Consider the following 21944-nt stretch of genomic DNA (forward strand, 5'->3'; position numbering starts at 1 on the left):
AAGGTGGAAACATGGACGAGCTATACATCCTTGGCTGTTTATTCCTGGTTTTTGCGCTGCTGGTGGCGCCCGTGCTGGCTGTTATTGGCTTTAATCGCAGCACGGCGGCGCGCCAGGAGATTGCCCGGCTGCGTCAGCGCATTGAGGCACTTGAACAGCGAGGTGTGACAGCGCCAGCGCCGGAGCCGGTGCAGACTGCTGCGCCGGTGGTGGTGACCGCGCCGATGGTTGAGGAGGCTCCCGCGCCTGTCGACCCGTGGCGTGCCGACACTCCCGCCCCCGAGGCAAAACCCGCATCGGCCCCTGAGACAAAATCGCCTTCCGCTTTTGGCGGCATACTGACCTCGCTGGGGCGCTGGTTTATGCAGGGTAATCCCCTGGCGAAGCTTGGCATTCTGCTGCTTTTCCTTGGGCTCTCTTTCCTGCTGCGCTACACCGTTGAACACTCTCTGTTTCCGCTTGAGCTTCGCCTGGCGGCGACGGCGCTGTTTGCCATCGTTCTGCTGGCGGTTGGGTGGCGGCTGCGGCACAAGCAGCCGATCTACGCGCTTATCTTACAGGGCGGGGCGACGGGCATTCTCTACCTGACGGTCTTCGGCGCCTTCCGGCTCTGGCAGATGCTGCCGATGACGCTGGCCTTTGCGCTACTGGTGGTGATTTGCGCCGCGAGCGTTGGGCTGGCCGTGCTGCAGAAAGCGCTGAGCCTTGCCATGCTGGCGAGCCTCGGCGGGTATCTTGCGCCGCTACTACTATCTACCGGGGGTGGCAGCTTTGTGGCGCTGTTTTCCTTCTATCTCCTGCTTTCCATCGGCATTCTCGCCATCAGCATCTGGCAGCACTGGCGCGAGCTCAACCTGCTCGGCCTGCTGTTTACCTTTGGCGTGGGCGGCCTGTGGGGGCTGAATGACTACCGGCCTGAAGACTATTGGATCTGCCAGCTGTTCCTGATTGCCAATACGCTGATATTTGGCGTGCTGAGCGTAGCGCTGTCGCTGCGGGCGCAGGAGAAAGGGAAGCAGATCGTTGACGGCGTGCTGCTGTTTGCCCCGCCGCTGATCGGCTTCGGGATGCAGTACGGCATGACGCAGCACTGGGAATATGGCCCGGCGCTGAGCGCGCTGGGATACGGCGCATTTTATCTCACCCTCGCGTTCCTCGCCCTGCGGCGCTATCCCTCCCTCGGACGACCGCTGGTTCTTGCGGCGCTGGCCATCGGCGGCGGGTTTGCCACGCTCGCCATTCCGCTAGCGCTCTCCGCGCGCTGGACGGCGATGGCCTGGGCGCTGGAAGGGCTGGGTATCCTCTGGCTGGGCATGCAACAGCAGCAGCAGCGCATGAGCTATAGCGGCACGGCGCTGCTGGTGCTGGCGCTCGGCAGCGCGCTGTGGGCGCAAACGAATGGCGTGACGGCGCTGAGTCTGCTGCTGATCTTCTCCATCCTCAGCCTTTGCTGGCTGGCGGCGGCCTGGCTGTGGCGGAACCTCTTTCAGCCGGTTAGCTGGGCGCTGCTGGCAGGCGGGCTGCTGTTCTGGCTGGTGGCGCTCTGGGGCGCGTCGCGGCTGGCGCTGAAACAAGAATTGCCCGTTCTGGCAGGCGTGCTGGCGCTTGCCGCCGTCTCGGTCTGGGGCTGGCGATACGTTGCCGCTCGTCTGGCGTGGCGGGAGCTGGATGCCAGCAAATGGCTGCTGTGGCCGCTGATGCTGATGATGGTGGGCTATCAGCTCTCGCACCAGCAGATGTTTGCCGCCGGCTGGTCAAATCTGGCCTGGGGTATTGCGCTTCCCGCCGCGCTGATGCTGCTGCGGCGCGACGGCGCCCGTTTAGCGCCGCGCATCTCTATGGGGCTGCATCTGGCGCTGTTCTGGATGATATTACTGGCGCTGGCGGCGGAGCTTTACTGGTTTGCCCGCGCGCTGCCGTGGGGCATGGCGGCCTGGGGCAGCGGGCTGGCGATGGCCACAGGCGGCGGGGTGATTATGGCGCTCTCTGCGGCGGTGCGCCGTCGCGGGTGGCCGTTCCGTGAGTGGCCCGCGCTCTACGCGTGCATAGCACCGATCCCCGTGCTCGCGGCGCTGCTGGTATTGCTGGTGGTGACCAATTTCCAGGACGGCGTGGTTTATCGTCAGACCTGGCTGCCGCTGGTGAACCCGCTCGAAGAAGGCGCGGCGTTCGCGCTGCTGGGGCTGGTGGTCTTTTACCGGGCGGTGGATCGCTACTACCCGACACAACTCTCGCAGGCCCGTCCGTGGCCTGCCGTCGCGATTATGGCGTTTGGCTTCTGGTGGCTTAACGGTGCGCTGATGCGCGCCCTGGCCTGGTACGGCGACGTGGCCTGGAATATGGCGTCGCTGTGGGATTCGCGGCTGATCCAGACCTCGTTTGCTCTGTTCTGGATGCTGAGCGCGCTGGTCATCATGGTCCACGCCACCCGTAGGGCTTCCCGTCAGGAGTGGCTTGGCGGTGCCGCGCTGCTGGGCGTGGTGATGGTTAAACTGATGCTGGTGGACAGCGCGGGTGGAGGCGGTCTGTCGCGCGCGGTGGCGTTTATCGGCGTGGCAATACTGGTGCTGATTGTGGGGTATTTCTCGCCGCTACCGCCCAAAACAGGAGATGAAAAATGAAATGGATGAAAGCGGTAGCTTGTACCGCGCTGCTGGCGCTTGCCGGCCCGGCGTTTTGCGACGAGGGACAAACGGAATCGCCCCGGGACTATGCCTTTGGTCGTTCACTCGACACGTCCGAACCTTCCCGGTGGTATCGGGTAACATTGCCGCTTGCCGTCTATGAGCAGAGCACCTCGGCGGATCTGCATGATGTTCGCGTCTTTAACCAGTCGGGCGAGCCGGTTCCCTTTAGCCTGATTGCCGCGACGCGACCGCAGGACCCAGCGCGCTCCACGGCGCTGCGCCTTTTCCCGCTGGATGCCTCGCCGATTGCGGCTGCGTCAGACACGGGTAATAGCGATAAGATCCTGCTCCGTTCCGGAAACGGCGTTGAGATTGTACTGGAAGGGCAAAAAGCTGCCGCGGCCGGGCAACATTACCTGCTAACCCTGCCGGAAAAAGCGTCGGAGGAGGTGGAAATATCCCAACTGCAGCTGCTCTGGAATACCCCTCAGTCGCCGTGGCAGGGAACGGTATCGGTCTATTCCAGCGAAGATCTAAAGCGCTGGTATACCCTGCGCGAGGATATGCCGCTGCTGGACGTGATGAGCGGGCAGGATCGTCTTAAGCTCGATCGGATCGATACCGATATCGTTTTGTCTCCCGATACGAATCGCTATCTCCTGGTGGTGCTGAATGCTCAGAGCCAGGGGGTGACCTTAACCGGCGTTAACGCGATTAGCGCCCCTGCGCGGGCGACACCGGACGCGATCGATCTTGAGGGGGTAGGGGAGCAGCTATCGACAAGCGAAGCGCAGTGGCACTGGGCGCAGCCGCAGCCGCTGAGTGCTATCAGCATTTTACTGAATGGCGACGGCGTCCTTCCCGTGGAGATAGCGTGGCGGAGTACGGAAAAAGACACATGGCACCCCCTGAAAAAAGAGGTGCTTTACCGTCTGGAGGGCAAAACGTCTCCACCGGTTTCGCTTAGCGGAGGCCTGGTGCAGGCGGTGAAAATCACGACGCTGAATGCGCGCCTGCCGGAATACCTGCCGGGCGTCACCGGGTATCGTGACCGCTATGATGTGGTGTTCAACGCGCAGGGAAAAGCGCCATACGTGCTTGCCTGGGGTAATGGCGCTGCAAAGCCTGCCAGCGTGGAGCCTGACATGCTGATCCCAGCCGATCTGCGCAAAACCTATGATATGGAGCACCTGCCGCAGGCCGACATTCTGGATGATGTCGCGTTAGGCGGCGAGGGGCGTCTGACCGCTACTTCTGCGTCCGAGCGGGAGAGCCGGATGAACGCGCTGCTGGTGTGGGGCGTGCTAATTGCGGGCGTAATTCTGCTGGCGGGAATGGCCTGGCGCATCTGGCGAGAGACGCAGCGTAAGGCATAAAAAAAGGCCCGCATAAGCGGGCCTTCTTCGTAAACCGTGCCGATTACAGGCTGGATACGTTCTCAGACAGGTATTTAGCAACGCCGTCTGGGGAAGCAGCCATACCTTCTTTACCTTTTTCCCACTGAGCCGGGCACACTTCGCCGTGCTCTTCGTGGAACTGCAGCGCGTCAACCATGCGCAGCATTTCGTCGATGTTACGACCCAGCGGCAGATCGTTCACAACCTGGTGACGAACGATGCCGTTTGCGTCGATCAGGAAGGAACCGCGCAGCGCAACGCCAGCGTCCGGATGTTCGATACCGTAAGCCTGCTGGATTTCGCGTTTGATGTCCGCAACCATCGCGTATTTCACCGCACCGATGCCGCCTTTGTCGACAGGGGTGTTACGCCATGCGTTGTGTACAAATTCAGAGTCGAAGGAGACGCCAACCACTTCCACGCCACGCTTCTGGAATTCTTCATAACGTTTGTCGAACGCGATCAGCTCAGACGGGCAAACGAAAGTGAAGTCCATTGGCCAGAAGAACAGAACGGTCGCTTTACCGTTGGTGTGCTGTTTGAAGTTGAAGTTTTCAACGATTTCACCGTTGCCCAGAACTGCTGCAGCTGTAAAATCCGGAGCCGGACGAGTTACCAGAACCATATGATTCTCCTGTAGATACTAAGGTTATTTGGAACGCAACGCGAGCCAGTATAGAGAGTGTTCGTTGATAAGACAAAGAGGTGGTGACAATCGTTCCGCCAGCTTTTACCTATCAATGATAGTGCTGTCAGAGCTGCTTGTTTTTCGCCTGCGCCATCATGCGCGGATAGAACTGCCAGAATTGGCTCTCCAGCGCATCGTAATGCTCATCCAGGTCGTACCAGGAGTCGCGCAGCGCATCCAGCCGCGGGCGACGGCTCGCCATACCATTCAAGACATTCTGGATAAAGTCCATCTCGCGATAGCGCTCCAGCCAGCGTTCCGACCATAGGTAGTTATTCAGATTCACAAAGCGCGGCGGCGAATCGGGCAGAATGATCGACACCTGCTGGTGGGCGTAGCGCACAAACGCCGGCAACGGCATCTCCGGCGAGAGCTGTTCCCAGTGGCGAGACAGGAAGTGGTCCCACATCACGTCGAGCGTGATCGGCGCAACGCGGCGCGTTTCAGGGCGAAACCACGCTTTCGCTTCCGTCACCTCGGGCAGATTATCAGTGATGACATCAATGCGGCGGTGCATAAAAATCCCGTCGACAACCTCGGGAGAATACGCTTCAGCGGGGTTGCCGCGCACGAAATCGGCCAGCAAATTGCCGGAAAGGGAGCTGTCAGCGAGGTGTGCGAGATGCAGGTGAGCGAGAAAATTCATGCGTTTTATTTGTCCAGTGGCGGCTAGTTGTTGCAGCAAAAGGGTGTGAGCACTAGACTATGCCGCCTGTTTTTAAGTCACGAGTATACGTCATGCGCGTCGCCGATTTCTCCTTTGAACTACCTGAATCCCTGATTGCTCACTATCCCATGCCTGAGCGCAGCAGCTGTCGCTTACTGTCACTGGATGGGCCAACGGGCGAGCTGACGCACGGTACTTTCACCGATTTGCTCGACAAGCTCAACCCTGGCGATCTGCTGGTCTTTAACAATACCCGCGTGATCCCGGCGCGCCTGTTTGGCCGTAAGGCCAGCGGCGGCAAGATTGAAGTGCTGGTCGAACGTATGCTCGATGATAAACGTATTCTGGCACATATTCGCGCTTCCAAAGCGCCGAAGCCGGGCGCGGAGCTGCTGCTGGGTGATGACGAAAGCATCAAGGCGACCATGACCGCGCGCCACGACGCGCTGTTCGAGGTGGCGTTCGACGACGAGCGCACGGTGCTCGACATCCTGAACGCCATCGGCCATATGCCGCTGCCGCCGTACATTGAGCGCCCGGACGAAGAGGCCGACCGCGAGCTGTACCAGACCGTCTACAGCCAGAAGCCTGGCGCGGTGGCGGCGCCAACCGCAGGTCTGCACTTTGATGAACCGCTGCTGGAAAAGCTGCGCGCGAAGGGCGTTGAGATGGCGTTTGTGACGCTGCACGTCGGCGCGGGCACCTTCCAGCCGGTGCGCGTGGACAGCATTGAAGACCACATCATGCACTCCGAGTATGCCGAAGTGCCGCAGGATGTGGTGGACGCGGTGCTGGCGGCGAAAGCGCGCGGTAGCCGCGTCGTGGCCGTCGGTACGACGTCCGTGCGTTCACTGGAAAGCGCTGCGCAGGCTGCAAAGCGCGATCTTATCGAGCCGTTCTTTGGCGATACGCAGATCTTTATCTACCCGGGCTATCAGTACAAGGTGATTGACGCGCTGGTGACCAACTTCCATCTGCCTGAATCGACGCTGATTATGCTGGTCTCTGCGTTTGCGGGTTATCAGCATACGATGAATGCGTACAAGTCTGCGGTAGAACAAAAATATCGCTTTTTTAGCTACGGGGACGCGATGTTTATCACGTACAATCCGCTGGCTTTGAATGAGCGTGTCGGGGAATAAGTCCGCGGCACCGTATGACAACGTTGGACTGTTTTTCTGACGTCGGAGAAAAAATGAAATTTGAACTCGATACCACCGATGGCCGCGCGCGTCGCGGTCGCCTGGTGTTTGATCGCGGCGTGGTGGAAACCCCCGCGTTTATGCCTGTGGGCACGTACGGCACCGTAAAAGGGATGACGCCGGAAGAAGTTGAAGCCACGGGCGCACAGATTATCCTCGGCAATACCTTCCACCTGTGGCTGCGTCCGGGTCAGGAGATCATGAAGCTCCACGGCGATCTGCACGATTTTATGCAGTGGAAAGGCCCGATCCTGACCGACTCCGGCGGCTTCCAGGTCTTCAGCCTGGGCGATATCCGCAAGATCACCGAGCAGGGCGTACATTTCCGTAACCCGATCAACGGCGATCCGATTTTCCTCGATCCCGAAAAGTCGATGGAGATTCAGTACGATCTCGGCTCCGACATCGTGATGATCTTCGACGAATGTACGCCGTACCCGGCAGACTGGGACTACGCGAAACGCTCTATGGAGATGTCTCTGCGCTGGGCGAAGCGCAGCCGCGACCGTTTTGACTCCCTGCAGAACAAAAATGCGCTGTTCGGCATCATTCAGGGCAGCGTTTACGAAGATTTACGCGATATCTCTGTTAAAGGTCTGGTAGAGATAGGTTTTGATGGCTACGCTGTCGGCGGTTTGGCTGTGGGTGAGCCGAAGGAAGACATGCACCGCATTCTGGAGCACGTCTGCCCGCAAATCCCGGCGGATAAACCACGATACCTGATGGGTGTGGGTAAACCCGAAGATCTGGTGGAAGGCGTACGTCGCGGCATTGATATGTTCGACTGCGTGATGCCAACCCGCAACGCGCGTAACGGTCATCTGTTCGTTACCGATGGCGTTGTGAAAATCCGTAACGCGAAGCATAAGAGTGACACCAGCCCGCTCGATTCCGAGTGCGATTGCTATACCTGTCGCAATTATTCTCGCGCGTATCTGCATCATCTCGATCGTTGTAATGAGATTTTGGGCGCGCGTCTCAATACGATTCATAATCTTCGCTACTATCAGCGCTTAATGTCTGGTTTACGCAAGGCTATCGAAGAGGGTAAATTAGAGAGCTTCGTGACCGATTTTTACCAACGTCAGGGGCGGGATGTTCCACCGTTGAACGTTGATTAATATTAATAATGAGGGAATTTGAATGAGCTTTTTTATTTCTGATGCGGTAGCGGCAACAGGTGCTCCGGCGCAGGGCAGCCCGATGTCTCTGATCCTGATGCTGGTTGTGTTCGGTCTGATCTTCTACTTCATGATCCTGCGCCCACAGCAGAAGCGTACCAAAGAGCACAAAAAGCTGATGGACTCCATCGCGAAAGGCGATGAAGTGCTGACCAACGGTGGTCTGGTCGGCCGCGTAACCAAAGTGGCTGAAAGCGGCTACATTGCTATCGCCCTGAACGACACCACTGAAGTGGTTATCAAACGTGACTTCGTAGCTGCCGTTCTGCCGAAAGGCACCATGAAGGCGCTGTAATCCCAACTTTTCCCAAAGGGAACTGCCGTGTTAAACCGTTATCCTTTGTGGAAGTACATCATGCTGGTCGTCGTGATTATCGTCGGCCTGCTGTACGCGCTTCCCAACCTGTATGGTGAGGATCCGGCCGTTCAAATCACTGGCGCGCGCGGTGTCGCCGCCAGTGAGCAAACGCTGATCCAGGTCCAGAAAACGTTACAAGAAGAAAAAATTACCGCTAAGTCTGTGGCTCTGGAAGAGGGGGCAATTCTTGCTCGCTTCGACACCACCGACACGCAGCTCCGCGCTCGCGAAGCGCTGATGGGCGTGCTGGGTGACAAATATGTCGTGGCGCTTAACCTTGCTCCTGCAACCCCTCGCTGGCTGGCTGCGCTGAACGCAGAGCCAATGAAGCTGGGTCTTGACCTGCGTGGCGGCGTTCACTTCCTGATGGAAGTGGATATGGATACCGCGCTCGGCAAGCTGCAGGAACAGAATATCGACAGCCTGCGCAGCGATCTGCGCGACAAAGGCATCCCATACACTACCGTGCGTAAAGAAGATAACTACGGCATGAGCATCACGTTCCGCGACAGCGCGGCGCGCGATCAGGCTGTAGATTACCTGACCCAACGTCACCGTGACCTGGTGATCACCTCTCAGGGCAGCAACCAGCTGCGTGCGGTGATGACCGATGCGCGTCTGAAAGAAGCGCGTGAATATGCCGTTCAGCAGAACATCAACATTCTGCGTAACCGTGTAAACCAGCTGGGTGTGGCTGAGCCGCTGGTACAGCGTCAGGGTGCTGACCGTATCGTGGTAGAACTGCCGGGTATCCAGGATACCGCGCGTGCGAAAGAGATCCTCGGTGCGACCGCGACGCTGGAATTCCGTCTGGTGAACTCCAATGTCGATCAGTCTGCCGCGGCGTCTGGCCGTATTCCGGGTGACTCCGAAGTGAAACAGACCCGCGAAGGTCAGCCGGTTGTGCTGTACAAGCGCGTGATCCTGACCGGTGACCACATCACCGACTCCACTTCAAGCCAGGATGAGTACAACCAGCCGCAGGTTAACATCTCGCTGGATAGCGCGGGTGGTAACATCATGTCTAACTTCACCAAGGACAACATCGGCAAACCGATGGCGACCCTGTTCGTGGAGTACAAAGACAGCGGTAAGAAAGATGCAAATGGTCGTGCGGTGCTGGTGAAAGAGGAAGAGGTGATTAACATCGCCAACATCCAGTCTCGTCTGGGTAACAGCTTCCGTATTACCGGTATTAGTAACCCGAACGAAGCGCGTCAGCTCTCGCTGCTGCTGCGTGCCGGTGCGCTGATTGCGCCAATTCAGATTGTTGAAGAACGTACCATTGGTCCAACCCTGGGTATGCAAAACATCCAGCAGGGTCTGGAAGCGTGTCTGGCCGGTCTGGCGGTCTCTATCCTCTTCATGATCTTCTTCTATAAGAAGTTCGGTCTGATTGCGACCTCCGCGCTGATCGCAAACCTGGTGCTGATCATCGGCATTATGTCCCTGCTGCCGGGGGCGACGCTGACCATGCCGGGGATTGCGGGTATCGTTCTGACCCTTGCGGTGGCGGTCGACGCCAACGTACTGATTAACGAACGTATCAAAGAAGAGTTGAGCAACGGTCGCTCTGTCCAGCAGGCGATTGACGAAGGTTATAAAGGCGCGTTCAGCTCTATCTTCGATGCGAACGTAACAACACTGATTAAGGTTCTTATCCTGTATGCAGTGGGTACTGGCGCGATCAAAGGCTTTGCGATTACCACCGGTATCGGTGTCGCAACGTCAATGTTTACCGCTATTGTCGGCACCCGTGCCATCGTGAACCTGCTGTACGGCGGCAAGCGCGTCAAAAAGCTGTCTATCTGAGGAGTGCGTTGTGGCACAGGAATATACTGTTGAACAATTGAACCATGGCCGTAAAGTCTGGGACTTTATGCGCTGGGACTACTGGGCCTTCGGCATTTCAGGTTTACTGCTGATTTTGTCCATCGTCATTATGGGCGTGAAAGGCTTTAACTGGGGTCTCGATTTCACCGGTGGTACGGTCATCGAGATCTCCCTGGAAAAACCGGTCGATATGGACCAGATGCGCGAATCGCTGCAGAAAGCGGGCTTTGAAGAGCCGCTGCTGCAGAACTTCGGCAGCAGCCGCGACATCATGGTGCGTATGCCGCCGGTGCACGATGCCAACGGCAGCCAGGAGCTGGGCAGCAAGGTCGTACAGGTCATTAACGAGACCACCAGCCAGAGCGCGGCGGTCAAGCGTATTGAGTTCGTCGGCCCGAGCGTGGGTGCGGACCTGGCGCAAACCGGCGCCATGGCGCTGCTGGTGGCGCTGATCTCCATCCTGGTGTACGTCGGTTTCCGCTTCGAGTGGCGACTTGCGGCCGGTGTGGTTATCGCCCTGGCGCACGACGTGGTGATCACCATGGGCATACTGTCTCTGTTCCACATTGAGATTGACCTGACCATCGTGGCATCCCTTATGTCCGTAATCGGTTACTCACTGAACGACAGTATCGTGGTATCTGACCGTATCCGTGAAAACTTCCGTAAGATCCGTCGCGGCACGCCGTACGAAATCTTTAACGTGTCGTTGACCCAGACGCTGCATCGTACCTTGATCACCTCCGGTACTACCCTGATGGTGATCCTGATGCTGTTCCTCTTCGGTGGCCCGGTGCTGGAAGGCTTCTCGCTGACCATGCTGATCGGTGTCTCCATCGGTACGGCGTCGTCTATTTACGTGGCGTCCGCTCTGGCACTGAAACTTGGCATGAAGCGCGAGCACCTGCTCCAGCAGAAGGTCGAGAAAGAAGGGGCGGATCAGCCGTCCATTCTGCCGTAAGGCGACGTTTAGCGCGTTATCGGAATCCCGGTCTGTTGACCGGGATTTTTTTTATCTGCTCCTGACAAACACTCCTGACAGTATGCTGTCAGGAGCCCTGCCGTAGACTCCTTCTGAACCCACACAACAGGCAGGAGGATGTATGAAAAGCGTAATTAACTGGTTTGAAATTCCGGTTTCGGATATGGATCGCGCCATCAAATTTTATGAGCAGGTGATGCAGCTCGCGCTGCGTCGCGAGAAAATGGACATTGCCGAGCTGGCGGTTTTCCCGAATGAGGATCCCGCCACCGGAGGAGCGCTGGCAAAATTTGACGGCGTTACGCCCTCTTTGCAGGGCGCTATTATTTACCTGCATACTGACAATCTGGCGGCCACGCTCGATCGCATTGCCTCTGCGGGCGGCGAGTGCGTGTTTGGCCCGCTGGAACTGCCGCATGGTATCGGCACTATCGCACTGTTTACCGACAGCGAGGGTAACCGCGTCGGCCTTCATCAACCTGCCTGAGAGCGAATGACGTTATGACCCGACGCGCTGACCGTTTGTTTCAGATTGTGCAGATCCTGCGGGGCAGGCGTCTGACAACGGCTGCGCATCTGGCGGACCGGCTTGGCGTGTCCGAGCGCACGGTCTACCGCGATATCCGCGACCTGTCGCTTTCCGGCGTCCCGGTGGAAGGCGAGGCGGGAAGCGGATATCGGCTGATGTCGGGTTTTGACCTGCCGCCGCTGATGCTGACAAATAAGGAATCCGAAGCGCTGATGGTCGCGATTCGCCTGCTCAAAACCTGGGGAGGTGAATCGCTGTCGCGCGAGCTGGAGTCGGCCCAGGAGAAGGTGCTGGCTATTCTGCCCGAGGAGAGCCGCAGAAAGGCGGAGCAGACGCGGATCTACGCCCCGGATTTTTGCATGCAAAGCCACTCCCGCAGCGATTTTGACATGATTCACCAGGCGATTTCCGCTCAGCGCGTATTGGCGCTGCATTATCGTGATGAAGCCGGGCTACTCTCAAAACGTGAGGTGCAACCGCTGGGGTTGTTCTTCTGGGGAGAGCGCTGGCTGCTGGCGGCATGGTGTGAACGGCGCGATGACTACCGCTGTTTCCGGCTCGACCGGTGTCTCAATGTTGTAATGACGGAGAGGCGGTTCAGTGAGAGTGCGGACAGGTCTTTGGCGGATTTTTTGCGCAAGGTGAAGCAGTAAAAAGCCGGGTGGCGAGGTAAAAGCAAAACGGCAACGATGTTGCCGTTTTTTGTGTTTGCACCCTCTCCCATGGGAGAGGGAAGGGGTGAGGGCACCAGCCCGCACAATCCCGCACTGATTAGAAGTTGTAACCCACGACCAGGTAACCACCCCAGCCGGTAGAGCGGACGCTAAAGTCGCCGTTACCGAAGTTCAGGCTCGCGTCGTCGTTCCACTGGCCACCGTTGTGCCAGTAACGCGCAACAACAGAGTAGTGCCAGTGATCGTAGTTCAGCGCCAGGATGTGGCTGGAGGCGATGGAATCGTTGGTACGCGCTTTCTTGCCGTTCAGGTCACGGAAATCGTCGTCGCCCAGGTCTGAGCCCCAGTCAAAGTTAGTGAAACCGATGTAGCTCAGATTACCGCCCCACAGCTGGGTAATTGGCACGAAGTATTTCACTTTGAAACGGTAGCCGTCCCACTCGTTTTCATTCGCTGCGCCGTAGTTCTGCCACTGGTATTTTGCATACACGTTCAGGGACAGGCTCATCGGCAGGCCGGTGTCAATGTCAGTACCCAGACCCATATACCAGGTGCTCTGACGACCGGACTTATTGCGGCCCATGTCGTAGATGTAGTTGTTCGCGAAGTACCACTCTTTGAACGGACCAAACGCCAGGCTGGTACCGGTCAGTTTGTCGATGGAGAAGCGCGGTTCAATCTCCATGAACAGTGGGGAACCGTGGTTCCAGATACCTTTTGCATCGGTGTTACCACCGAAGAACACAGGCGCATCCATATAGCCGTAGAAATCAAACCAGTCTTTCTTGGCGAACGCTTCATATTCCAGGTAGGTATCGTTGCGGATCTGCGGTCCGAAACGGGTGTGGTAGCTGCCTACCACGTTAACGCTCTGGTGCCACCAGTCGGAGAGGTATTGTGGTTTCTCGTTTTCCGCTGCGTTAACAGTGAAAGAGGAGGACAGTGCCAGAACTGCACCGGCTGCGAGTAATGTTTTTTTCATAATCATGCCACTGATTGAAATTCCCTTCCGGGAGTGAAAAATGCGCGAATTGCGTTTCTAAATATTTCGTGTTTCTGCGGTGCCTATTATAGGAATCCCTGCTCACAAAAATATGTGTTGTTTCACATATCTCTCACACGCGTAATCGATTGCGTTCACGTTTGCGTACTTTAAACGGCCGGGATTGTAGCGGCAATCATTTCTGTTGCCAATCCATACGAAATGTAAATGTTAGCGGAGTGACATTTCACTCCGCTCAAAAGGAAGGGATTACTGCGCGGCAGGTTGGATGTCGTGAATGCGGATAAAGCCTAACTGCTCAGGCGTAAGTCCGCTTAGCTGAAGTGGAATATCCACATCGCTGGGCGCTAACACGCTGGCCGGAGCGGTGAACAGCTGGTTCTTCACGTTCACCTCCTGGTAGCTCTCCGTGGTGCCCTGGATCTGGCCCCACTCTACGGTGCCGCTGAAGGCGGGCAGCGGCTCGTTGGACTCACCGTGAATACGTAATGTTGCGCGCGTACCATCCGCATTCGCCGCCACATTCACCAGAGACATCTTCAGCGTGCCAATCTGGCTATTAAGCAGGGCAGGCGTATTCGCTCCAGGCAGCAGATATACCCCGCTGGTGGATTTGGCGTTCAGCGCGTTTTGCTGGGTGATCTTCACCGTTTCTTTGTTCAGTTTGTCCATCGCCGTGTTGAGCGTATTCACGCTTTGTTTCATCTGGCGGACTTCGGTTTGCTGTGCACAGGCACTAAGGGTGAAGAGGCTCCCCACCAGTAAAATTTTCAGGTAACGTCTTGTCATAGCGTTTATTCCTTGAAATGACGGATCCCCATAATGGTAGCCAGCAACGTACCGCCAGACATAGATCCTTTATCTCAAAAGCTCCTCCTTTGTTGTCAGGCCAGATCAGGGTAAAATGAAAATCAGTTAACCAGATAACAGGGATACCGTATGCATTGCCCATTCTGCTCCGCTGTGGATACCAAAGTCATCGACTCTCGCCTTGTGGGCGAAGGGTCTTCTGTACGCCGTCGTCGGCAGTGTCTGGTGTGCAACGAGCGTTTCACGACCTTTGAGGTTGCAGAGCTGGTAATGCCGCGCGTGGTAAAAAGTAACGACGTGCGCGAGCCGTTTAACGAAGAGAAACTGCGCAGTGGAATGCTGAAGGCCCTCGAAAAACGGCCCGTCAGCGCGGATGATGTCGAAATGGCGTTAAACCACATTAAATCTTACCTGCGTGGCCTGGGCGAGCGTGAAGTGCCGAGCAAAATGATCGGCAACCTGGTGATGGAGCAGCTGAAAAAGCTCGATAAGGTCGCCTATATCCGCTTCGCCTCTGTCTACCGCAGTTTCGAAGATATCAAAGAGTTTGGCGAAGAGATCGCCCGCTTACAGGATTAAGCCCATGCAGGATGAGAAGTACATGGCGCGAGCCATGAAGCTGGCGCAGCGCGGTCGTTTTACCACCCATCCTAACCCCAACGTCGGGTGCGTTATCGTGAAAGATGGCGAGATCGTGGGGGAAGGGTTTCACTATCGCGCAGGCGAGCCGCATGCTGAAGTGCATGCCCTGCGTATGGCGGGGGAGAAAGCGCGAGGCGCGACGGCCTACGTGACGCTGGAGCCCTGCAGCCACCACGGGCGCACGCCGCCGTGCTGTGAAGCGCTGATTGCGGCAGGGGTTTCGCGCGTGGTCGCCGCTATGCAGGATCCTAACCCGCAGGTGGCGGGCCGCGGCCTGTATCGTCTGCAACAGGAAGGGATCGACGTCAGCCACGGCCTGATGATGCAAGATGCGGAAGCCATCAACAAAGGCTTTCTGAAGCGCATGCGCACCGGCTTCCCATTTATTCAGCTTAAGCTGGGCGCCTCGCTGGACGGCCGTACGGCAATGGCGAACGGTGAAAGCCAGTGGATCACCTCGCCGCAGGCAAGGCGCGATGTGCAACGTCTGCGCGCGCAAAGCCATGCTATCCTCACCAGCAGTGAAACCGTTCTGGCTGACGATCCGGCCATGACCGTGCGCTGGGATGAGCTGAATGCCGATACCCAGGCGCTTTATCCGCAGGAGAACCTGCGCCAGCCGCTGCGTATTATTATTGATAGCCAGAACCGCGTGACCCCGGCGCACCGCATCGTGCAGCAGCCGGGTGAAACCTGGATTGCGCGCACCAAAGAAGATACGCGCGAATGGCCGGAAGGCGTGCGCAGCATTATGGTGCCGGAGCATAACGGACATCTGGATCTCGTGGTGCTGATGATGTTGCTCGGCAAGCAGCAGGTGAACAGTATCTGGGTCGAAGCCGGTCCGACGCTCGCCGGCGCGCTGCTCCAGGCGGGGCTGGTGGATGAACTGCTCGTCTACGTTGCGCCTAAACTGTTAGGTCACGACGCGCGCGGCCTGTTTGTGCTGCCTGGCCTTGAAAAACTGGCCGATGCACCGCAACTCACATTCAGCGAGATTCGTCCGGTGGGTCCGGATGTCTGCCTCCATTTAACGACAGCGTAATTGCTCCCGAAATAGGGAAGCAGTGCGCAAAGTATTATGATAAAATCCGCCCCCCTGCGGGGCCAAATGAACCCGTAAAGGAAGAGTATGAACATTATTGAAGCTGCTGTAGCTACCCCGGACGCTCGCGTCGCCATCACCATTGCGCGTTTCAACAACTTCATCAACGATAGCCTGCTGGAAGGTGCGATTGACGCCCTGAAACGTATCGGCCAGGTTAAAGATGACAACATTACCGTTGTTTGGGTTCCAGGCGCTTATGAACTGCCACTGGCGGCGGGCGCGCTGGCGAAAACCGGTAAATACGACGCGGTGATTGCGCTGGGTACCGTTATTCGTGGCGGCACTGCGCACTTCGAATACGTTGCGGGCGGTGCAAGCAACGGTCTGGCACACGTTGCGCAGGATGCTGAAATTCCTGTCGCGTTCGGCGTGCTGACCACCGAAAGTATTGAACAAGCCATCGAACGTGCTGGCACCAAAGCCGGTAACAAAGGTGCAGAAGCTGCACTGACCGCGCTTGAAATGATCAATGTATTGAAAGCCATTAAGGCCTGATTTTTTTGTAAGGGGAATTCCGTGAAACCTGCTGCTCGTCGCCGCGCCCGTGAATGTGCCGTCCAGGCACTTTACTCCTGGCAGTTGTCCCAGAACGACATCGCTGATGTTGAATACCAGTTCCTGTCAGAACAGGACGTGAAAGACGTTGACGTTCTGTACTTCCGTGAACTGCTGTCGGGAGTGGCGACTAATAGCGCGTATCTCGATGGCCTGATGAAGCCATACCTGTCCCGTCTGCTCGAAGAGTTGGGCCAGGTGGAAAAAGCAGTGTTGCGTATCGCGCTGTTTGAGCTGTCTAAACGTGATGATGTGCCGTACAAAGTGGCCATCAACGAAGCGATCGAACTGGCGAAAACCTTCGGCGCTGAAGACAGCCACAAGTTCGTTAACGGCGTACTTGATAAAGCCGCACCTGCGATCCGTCCCCACAAAAAGTGATCCGCAAACCGGAGTTCTGCATTGCCTGACGGGCAGTGCAGCTCCGGTTTTTTCTTTTATTTGCTGAGGCATAACGTATGGCATGCGGCGAATTCTCCCTGATTGCCCGTTATTTCGACCGTGTCAGAACCTCTCGTCTTGATGTTGAAACCGGCATTGGCGATGACTGTGCACTTCTCAATATTCCTGAAAAGCAGACGCTGGCAATCAGCACCGACACCTTAGTGTGCGGACGTCATTTCTTACCTGATATCGATCCTGCCGATCTGGCGTATAAAGCGCTGGCGGTCAACGTCAGCGATCTGGCGGCAATGGGCGCTGACCCGGCCTGGCTGACGCTGGCCCTGACGCTGCCGGAGGTGGATGAAGCCTGGCTTGAAGCGTTCAGCGATGCGCTGTTTGAACAGCTGAACTACTACGATATGCAGCTGATTGGCGGCGATACGACTGCCGGGCCTTTGTCGATGACGCTGGCGATCCACGGCTATGTGCCGCTCGGTCGCGCGCTGAAGCGCTCGGGCGCTAAACCGGGCGACTGGATCTACGTGACCGGTACGCCGGGAGACAGCGCGGCAGGGCTGGCGATCCTTCAGGATCGCTTAAACGTGAAGGACGCTGACGATGCGGCGTATCTGGTGAAGCGCCACCTGCGCCCGACACCACGTATTCTGCACGGTCAGGCGCTGCGCGAGCGGGCCAGTTCGGCTATCGATCTCTCTGACGGTCTCATCTCGGACCTCGGCCATATCCTGAAGGCCAGCGGGGTGGGCGCGCGCGTTGACCTGGATCTGTTCCCGCTGTCGGAGCAACTGCTTCGCCATGTGGAGCCTGAGCAGGCGCTGCGCTGGGCGCTCTCCGGTGGGGAAGACTACGAGCTGTGCTTCACGGTGCCAGAGCTGAACCGTGGAACGCTGGACGTGGCATTGGCCCATCTTGGCGCAAAGTTTACCTGCATCGGTCAGATCATGCCGGAGAGTGAAGGGCTGAAGTTTGTGAAAGACGGTGCGCCCGTTACGCTGGACTGGAAAGGGTACGATCACTTCGGGTAAGTTTGTGCGCTCAGTATTGCCGGGTAAGCGTACGCCACCCGGCAAGTGTTTACTTAAACCCCACCACCGGATGCTGCTGATACGGCGTCTCCAGCTCGGCAACCTGCTCCGGCGTCAGCGATAAATCTACCGCGCTTAACAACTCGTCCAGCTGTTCTTCCCGCGATGTACCAATAATCGGTGCGGCGACACCCCGCTTGCCCAGCAGCCACGCCAGCGCCACCTGCGCGCGCGTTGCGCCGATATCGTCGGCGATCCCGGCTAAACGTTCGGCAATCAGCGCATCGCTGGCTTCGGTACCGGAATAAAGATTTTTACCCACTTCATCCGATACCAGCCGCGCCGTGGTTTCTCCCCACGGACGAGTTAAGCGTCCGCGCGCCAGCGGGCTCCACGGGATCACCGCCACGCCTTCTTGGTAGCAGAGCGGCAGCATCTCGCGTTCTTCTTCCCGGTAAATCAGGTTGTAGTGATCCTGCATGGTGACAAAGCGCGCCCAGCCGTGCTGCGCCTGGAGATCGAGCGCCTGAGCAAACTGAGATGCGTGCATTGACGACGCGCCGATATAACGCGCTTTACCCGCTTTCACGACATCGTTCAGCGCTTCAAGCGTCTCTTCAATTGGCGTGTTGTAATCCCAGCGGTGAATTTGCAGCAGGTCGACGTAATCCATGTTCAGGCGTCTGAGGCTGTCATCAATGGAGCACAGGATCTGCGCGCGAGAGAGGCCTTCAGCCAGATCGCCTGACGGGTAATACACCTTGGTGGCGACCACAATCTCATCCCGACGAGCAAAATCACGCAGAGCGCGGCCCACAATCTCTTCGCTGCTGCCGTCAGAGTAGCTGTTGGCGGTATCGAAGAAGTTGATGCCGCCGTCTATGGCGCTCTTGATGATAGGGCGGCTGCTCTCTTCCGGCAGCGTCCAAGCGTGGTTTCCCCGGTCAGGCTCGCCAAAGGTCATGCAGCCCAGGCAAAGCCGGGACACCTTGAGGTCCGTTTTTCCTAATGTCGTGTATTGCATGGTTCCGCTCCTGCTGTTTAAACAATACGTTTAAGCATAGCAGGAGCAGAAAAGGGGAGGGATCAGGCCAGCCAGCTGCAGATTCTGGCTTCGATACCGGCGGCGTCCAGGCCGATATCGGCACGCGCCTCGTCCTGAGTGCCTTGCGGGATGAAGTGGTCCGGCAGGCCGAGGTTCAGCACCGGAACCATTTTACGGTTCGCCATCAGTACCTCGTTAACGCCGCTGCCCGCACCGCCCATGATGGCGTTCTCTTCCAGCGTGACCAGCACGTCATGGCTTTCCGCCATGCTCAGAATCAGAGATTCATCGAGCGGCTTCACAAAGCGCATATCCACCAGCGTCGCGTTCAGGGTTTCAGCGACTTTTGCCGCTTCCGGCATCAGCGTACCAAAGTTCAGGATCGCCACTTTTTCGCCGCGACGTTTCACCAGACCTTTACCGATGTCCAGTTTTTCCAGCGGCTGAAGTTCAACGCCAAGGGCATTGCCGCGCGGATAGCGTACCGCGCAGGGGCCGTCCTGATAGTGGTAGCCGGTATACAGCATCTGACGACACTCGTTTTCGTCGCTTGGCGTCATGATGACCATGTCCGGGATGCAGCGCAGGAAGGAGAGATCAAACGCCCCCTGGTGCGTCTGGCCGTCAGCCCCCACGATGCCCGCGCGATCGATAGCAAACAGCACCGGCAGCTTCTGGATGGCAACGTCATGGATCACCTGGTCGTAGGCGCGCTGCAGGAAGGTGGAGTAAATCGCCACCACCGGCTTGTAGCCGCCAATCGCCAGCCCCGCCGCGAAGGTGACCGCGTGCTGCTCGGCAATGGCGACGTCGAAATACTGGTCCGGGTATTTTTTGGAGAACTCGACCATGCCGGAGCCTTCACGCATGGCAGGCGTGACCGCCATCAGCTTGTTATCTTTTGCCGCCGTCTCGCACAGCCAGTCGCCAAAGATTTTTGAGTAGCTTGGCATTCCGCCGCTGCTTTTCGGCAGGCAGCCGCTGGTATGGTCGAACTTTGGCACCGCGTGGAAGGTGATCGGATCTTTCTCTGCCGGTTCGTAGCCACGCCCTTTTTTGGTCATGATGTGCAGGAACTGCGGGCCTTTCAGGTCGCGCATGTTTTTAAGCGTGGTCACCAGACCCAGCACATCGTGCCCGTCCACCGGGCCGATATAGTTAAAGCCCAGCTCTTCGAACAGCGTGCCCGGCACGACCATGCCTTTGATATGTTCTTCGGTACGCTTGAGCAGCTCTTTGATCGGCGGCACGCCGGAGAAAACTTTTTTCCCGCCTTCCCGCAGCGATGAGTAAAGCTTGCCGGAAAGCAGCTGCGCCAGATGGTTGTTCAGCGCGCCGACGTTCTCGGAGATCGACATTTCGTTATCGTTGAGGATAACCAGCATGTCCGGCTTGATATCGCCCGCGTGGTTCATGGCTTCAAAAGCCATCCCGGCGGTGATCGCCCCGTCGCCAATGACGCAGACGGTGCGGCGCTGCTTGTTCTCTTTCTCGGCAGCAACGGCAATACCGATGCCCGCGGAAATGGAGGTCGATGAGTGGCCGACGCTCAGCACGTCATACTCGCTCTCACCGCGCCACGGGAACGGGTGCAGGCCGCCCTTCTGACGAATGGTGCCAATTTTATCGCGACGTCCGGTCAGAATTTTGTGCGGATAAGCCTGGTGGCCCACGTCCCAGATAAGCTGATCGAACGGCGTGTTATAGACGTAATGCAACGCCACGGTCAGCTCAACCGTGCCAAGCCCGGAGGCGAAGTGGCCGCTGGAGCGGCTAACGCTGTCGAGCAGGTAGCGACGCAGCTCGTCACACAGCTTCGGCAGACTCTCTTTCGGCAACAGACGTAGCTCCTGGGTGGAGTCAACTAACGCCAGTGTCGGGTATTTGGCAATATCAAAACTCATCAAAGGCTCATCGAGATATATAGTTTATTTATCACGCTGGATTATATAGTCCGCTAGCGCTTCCAGTGCCGAGGTATCCAGCGATTGCGCGGCCAGCTCATTCAGCGACTGGCGGGCATCGTCAATCAGATCCCGGGCTTTACGTTGGGCTTGCTCAAGACCCAGCAGGGCGGGATAGGTACTTTTGCCAAGCTGCTGGTCCGCACCCTGACGTTTACCCAATGTTGCAGTATCGCCCACCACATCCAGAATGTCATCCTGAACCTGGAATGCCAGACCGATACTTTCTGCGTATCTGTCCAGAATCGGCAGGGCTTTGCGCCCTTGCTCACCCGCGCTCAGCGCGCCCAGGCGAACGGCGGAACGAATAAGCGCGCCCGTCTTATGGCGATGAATACGCTCCAGCTGTTCCAGATTAACCTGACGTCCTTCCGCTTCAAGATCCAGCGCCTGACCGCCGCACATGCCGGCCACGCCGCTGGCCATTGCCAGTTCGGAGATCATCGCCAGGCGGTCGCGGTCGGCCACTTCCGCCATCGGCGCATCACTGAGAATCGAGAACGCCAGGGTTTGCAGAGCATCGCCCGCCAGAATGGCATTCGCCTCGCCAAACTTAATGTGGCAGGTTGGCTGACCCCGGCGCAGATCGTCGTCGTCCATCGCCGGGAGATCGTCGTGGATCAGCGAGTAGGCATGGATGCACTCCACGGCGGCTGCCGGGGCGTCCAGCGTATTATCGCTGATGCCAAACATGTTGCCCGTGGCATACACCAGGAACGGACGCAGGCGTTTTCCCCCTAAGAGTGCGCCATAGTGCATGGCTTCAACCAGTGGAGTGTTCTGAAAAGGCTGCGGCTCAATAAAACGGCGCAGGGCGTCGTTGGCGCGAACGACGCGCGCCTGAAGCGCGTTGGTAAAATCCATTTACTCGGCGTCCGGTGTGAATGGCGTGGTTTTAGCGTCTTCGCTGTCGGAAAGCAGGATCTGCACACGCTGCTCGGCCTGCTGGAGTTTTACCTGCCCCTGGCGCGCAAGCTGCACACCGCGCTCAAATTCGTTGAGGGCGTCTTCCAGCGGTAAATCGCCGCTCTCGAGGCGGGTAACAATCTGCTCAAGCTCACTCAGCGCAGTTTCAAAACTGGCCGGTGCGTCGTTCTTCTTCGGCATAGTGAATTAACTCTTATATTCTTCGCCCCAACATGGTAACGGACTCGGGGCAATTATCAAATAACGCGAGTGGCGCGATGGTGGTATACTTGCGCGCCTGGATGCAGCCACGGGTGTGGGCTGCTGTATCATTTTCCACTAC

The 21944-nt window shown here is 57.6% G+C and carries 22 protein-coding genes; 14 read left to right on the forward strand and 8 right to left on the reverse strand.

Translation table 11 applies throughout. From position 1 onward, the window contains the following. Window positions 1–11 precede the first annotated feature (11 nt). Both IM313_RS06810 and IM313_RS06815 read left to right on the forward strand, forming a co-directional pair. Window positions 12–2621: a DUF2339 domain-containing protein gene (locus IM313_RS06810; RefSeq protein ID WP_192971488.1), complete on the forward strand. Its 2610-nt coding sequence runs from the start codon at window positions 12–14 to the stop codon at window positions 2619–2621. Continuing rightward, on the forward strand, window positions 2618–4003 hold the full coding sequence (locus IM313_RS06815) for a DUF3999 domain-containing protein (RefSeq protein ID WP_192971487.1): 1386 nt from the start codon (window positions 2618–2620) through the stop codon (window positions 4001–4003). The genes IM313_RS06810 and IM313_RS06815 overlap by 4 nt, the downstream gene beginning before the upstream one ends. 43 nt (window positions 4004–4046) lie before the next feature. On the opposite strand, the gene IM313_RS06820 is transcribed toward IM313_RS06815, so the two are convergent. After that, window positions 4047–4649: a peroxiredoxin gene (locus IM313_RS06820; protein ID WP_008503347.1), complete on the reverse strand. Its 603-nt coding sequence runs from the start codon at window positions 4647–4649 to the stop codon at window positions 4047–4049. Window positions 4650–4776: 127 nt separating this feature from the next. Beyond that, window positions 4777–5358 (reverse strand): ACP phosphodiesterase, encoded by a 582-nt coding sequence (acpH, locus tag IM313_RS06825; protein ID WP_041911095.1) that lies wholly within the window; start codon window positions 5356–5358, stop codon window positions 4777–4779. 92 nt (window positions 5359–5450) lie between these two features. On the opposite strand from acpH, the gene queA reads away from it, so the two are divergent. From queA to IM313_RS06860, 7 genes are all read left to right on the forward strand, one after another. After that, window positions 5451–6521: a tRNA preQ1(34) S-adenosylmethionine ribosyltransferase-isomerase QueA gene (gene queA, locus IM313_RS06830; protein ID WP_047367601.1), complete on the forward strand. Its 1071-nt coding sequence runs from the start codon at window positions 5451–5453 to the stop codon at window positions 6519–6521. A gap of 53 nt (window positions 6522–6574) precedes the next feature. Continuing rightward, complete coding sequence (gene tgt, locus IM313_RS06835; protein ID WP_045259930.1) at window positions 6575–7702, forward strand: tRNA guanosine(34) transglycosylase Tgt; 1128 nt, start codon at window positions 6575–6577, stop codon at window positions 7700–7702. Between the two features lie 22 nt (window positions 7703–7724). Beyond that, a complete protein-coding gene (gene yajC / locus IM313_RS06840; protein ID WP_000007630.1) occupies window positions 7725–8057 on the forward strand; it encodes a preprotein translocase subunit YajC in 333 nt (110 codons plus the stop codon). Between the two features lie 27 nt (window positions 8058–8084). After that, the gene (secD, locus tag IM313_RS06845; protein WP_072031998.1) at window positions 8085–9932 is read left to right on the forward strand and encodes a protein translocase subunit SecD; all 1848 of its coding nucleotides are present in this window, start codon (window positions 8085–8087) and stop codon (window positions 9930–9932) included. 10 nt (window positions 9933–9942) lie between these two features. Next, window positions 9943–10914, forward strand: coding sequence for a protein translocase subunit SecF (gene secF, locus IM313_RS06850; protein ID WP_047367602.1), 972 nt, complete (start codon window positions 9943–9945; stop codon window positions 10912–10914). 142 nt (window positions 10915–11056) lie between these two features. Next, window positions 11057–11422 carry a VOC family protein gene (locus tag IM313_RS06855; protein ID WP_192971486.1) on the forward strand — a complete coding sequence of 122 codons (366 nt, stop codon included), beginning with the start codon at window positions 11057–11059 and terminating at the stop codon, window positions 11420–11422. 14 nt (window positions 11423–11436) lie between these two features. After that, on the forward strand, window positions 11437–12117 hold the full coding sequence (locus IM313_RS06860; protein WP_028012145.1) for a YafY family protein: 681 nt from the start codon (window positions 11437–11439) through the stop codon (window positions 12115–12117). Between the two features lie 118 nt (window positions 12118–12235). Here the strand turns inward: IM313_RS06860 and IM313_RS06865 are convergent, their stop codons facing one another. Next, window positions 12236–13120 carry a nucleoside-specific channel-forming protein Tsx gene (locus IM313_RS06865; protein ID WP_028012146.1) on the reverse strand — a complete coding sequence of 295 codons (885 nt, stop codon included), beginning with the start codon at window positions 13118–13120 and terminating at the stop codon, window positions 12236–12238. Between the two features lie 270 nt (window positions 13121–13390). Further along, entirely contained in the window at window positions 13391–13930 is a 540-nt protein-coding gene (locus IM313_RS06870) for a DUF3251 domain-containing protein (protein WP_150142945.1), read from the reverse strand. A 150-nt stretch (window positions 13931–14080) separates the two neighbouring features. On the opposite strand from IM313_RS06870, the gene nrdR reads away from it, so the two are divergent. The 5 genes from nrdR to thiL all read left to right on the forward strand — a co-directional run bounded on the left by nrdR (window position 14081) and on the right by thiL (window position 17686). Beyond that, window positions 14081–14530 carry a transcriptional regulator NrdR gene (gene nrdR / locus IM313_RS06875; RefSeq protein ID WP_008503337.1) on the forward strand — a complete coding sequence of 150 codons (450 nt, stop codon included), beginning with the start codon at window positions 14081–14083 and terminating at the stop codon, window positions 14528–14530. Window positions 14531–14534: 4 nt separating this feature from the next. Then, the gene (ribD, locus tag IM313_RS06880; RefSeq protein ID WP_049001889.1) at window positions 14535–15638 is read left to right on the forward strand and encodes a bifunctional diaminohydroxyphosphoribosylaminopyrimidine deaminase/5-amino-6-(5-phosphoribosylamino)uracil reductase RibD; all 1104 of its coding nucleotides are present in this window, start codon (window positions 14535–14537) and stop codon (window positions 15636–15638) included. Between the two features lie 87 nt (window positions 15639–15725). Continuing rightward, window positions 15726–16196 (forward strand): 6,7-dimethyl-8-ribityllumazine synthase, encoded by a 471-nt coding sequence (ribE, locus tag IM313_RS06885; protein ID WP_006176874.1) that lies wholly within the window; start codon window positions 15726–15728, stop codon window positions 16194–16196. A 21-nt stretch (window positions 16197–16217) separates the two neighbouring features. After that, the gene (nusB, locus tag IM313_RS06890; RefSeq protein WP_006809908.1) at window positions 16218–16637 is read left to right on the forward strand and encodes a transcription antitermination factor NusB; all 420 of its coding nucleotides are present in this window, start codon (window positions 16218–16220) and stop codon (window positions 16635–16637) included. 77 nt (window positions 16638–16714) lie between these two features. After that, window positions 16715–17686, forward strand: coding sequence for a thiamine-phosphate kinase (gene thiL, locus IM313_RS06895; protein WP_041911088.1), 972 nt, complete (start codon window positions 16715–16717; stop codon window positions 17684–17686). 49 nt (window positions 17687–17735) lie between these two features. Here thiL and IM313_RS06900 read toward each other — a convergent pair whose 3' ends face one another. From IM313_RS06900 to xseB, 4 genes are all read right to left on the reverse strand, one after another. Further along, on the reverse strand, window positions 17736–18710 hold the full coding sequence (locus IM313_RS06900) for an aldo/keto reductase (protein ID WP_192971485.1): 975 nt from the start codon (window positions 18708–18710) through the stop codon (window positions 17736–17738). A 62-nt stretch (window positions 18711–18772) separates the two neighbouring features. Further along, the gene (gene dxs / locus IM313_RS06905; RefSeq protein WP_192971484.1) at window positions 18773–20635 is read right to left on the reverse strand and encodes a 1-deoxy-D-xylulose-5-phosphate synthase; all 1863 of its coding nucleotides are present in this window, start codon (window positions 20633–20635) and stop codon (window positions 18773–18775) included. 24 nt (window positions 20636–20659) lie between these two features. Then, window positions 20660–21559 (reverse strand): (2E,6E)-farnesyl diphosphate synthase, encoded by a 900-nt coding sequence (gene ispA, locus IM313_RS06910; protein ID WP_028012152.1) that lies wholly within the window; start codon window positions 21557–21559, stop codon window positions 20660–20662. Next, a complete protein-coding gene (gene xseB, locus IM313_RS06915; RefSeq protein WP_003859094.1) occupies window positions 21560–21802 on the reverse strand; it encodes an exodeoxyribonuclease VII small subunit in 243 nt (80 codons plus the stop codon). It lies immediately after the preceding gene. Between the last annotated feature and the right edge of the window lie 142 nt (window positions 21803–21944).

This window comes from Enterobacter cloacae complex sp. P2B (assembly GCF_014895985.1).
In the GTDB taxonomy this organism is placed as follows: domain Bacteria; phylum Pseudomonadota; class Gammaproteobacteria; order Enterobacterales; family Enterobacteriaceae; genus Enterobacter; species Enterobacter bugandensis.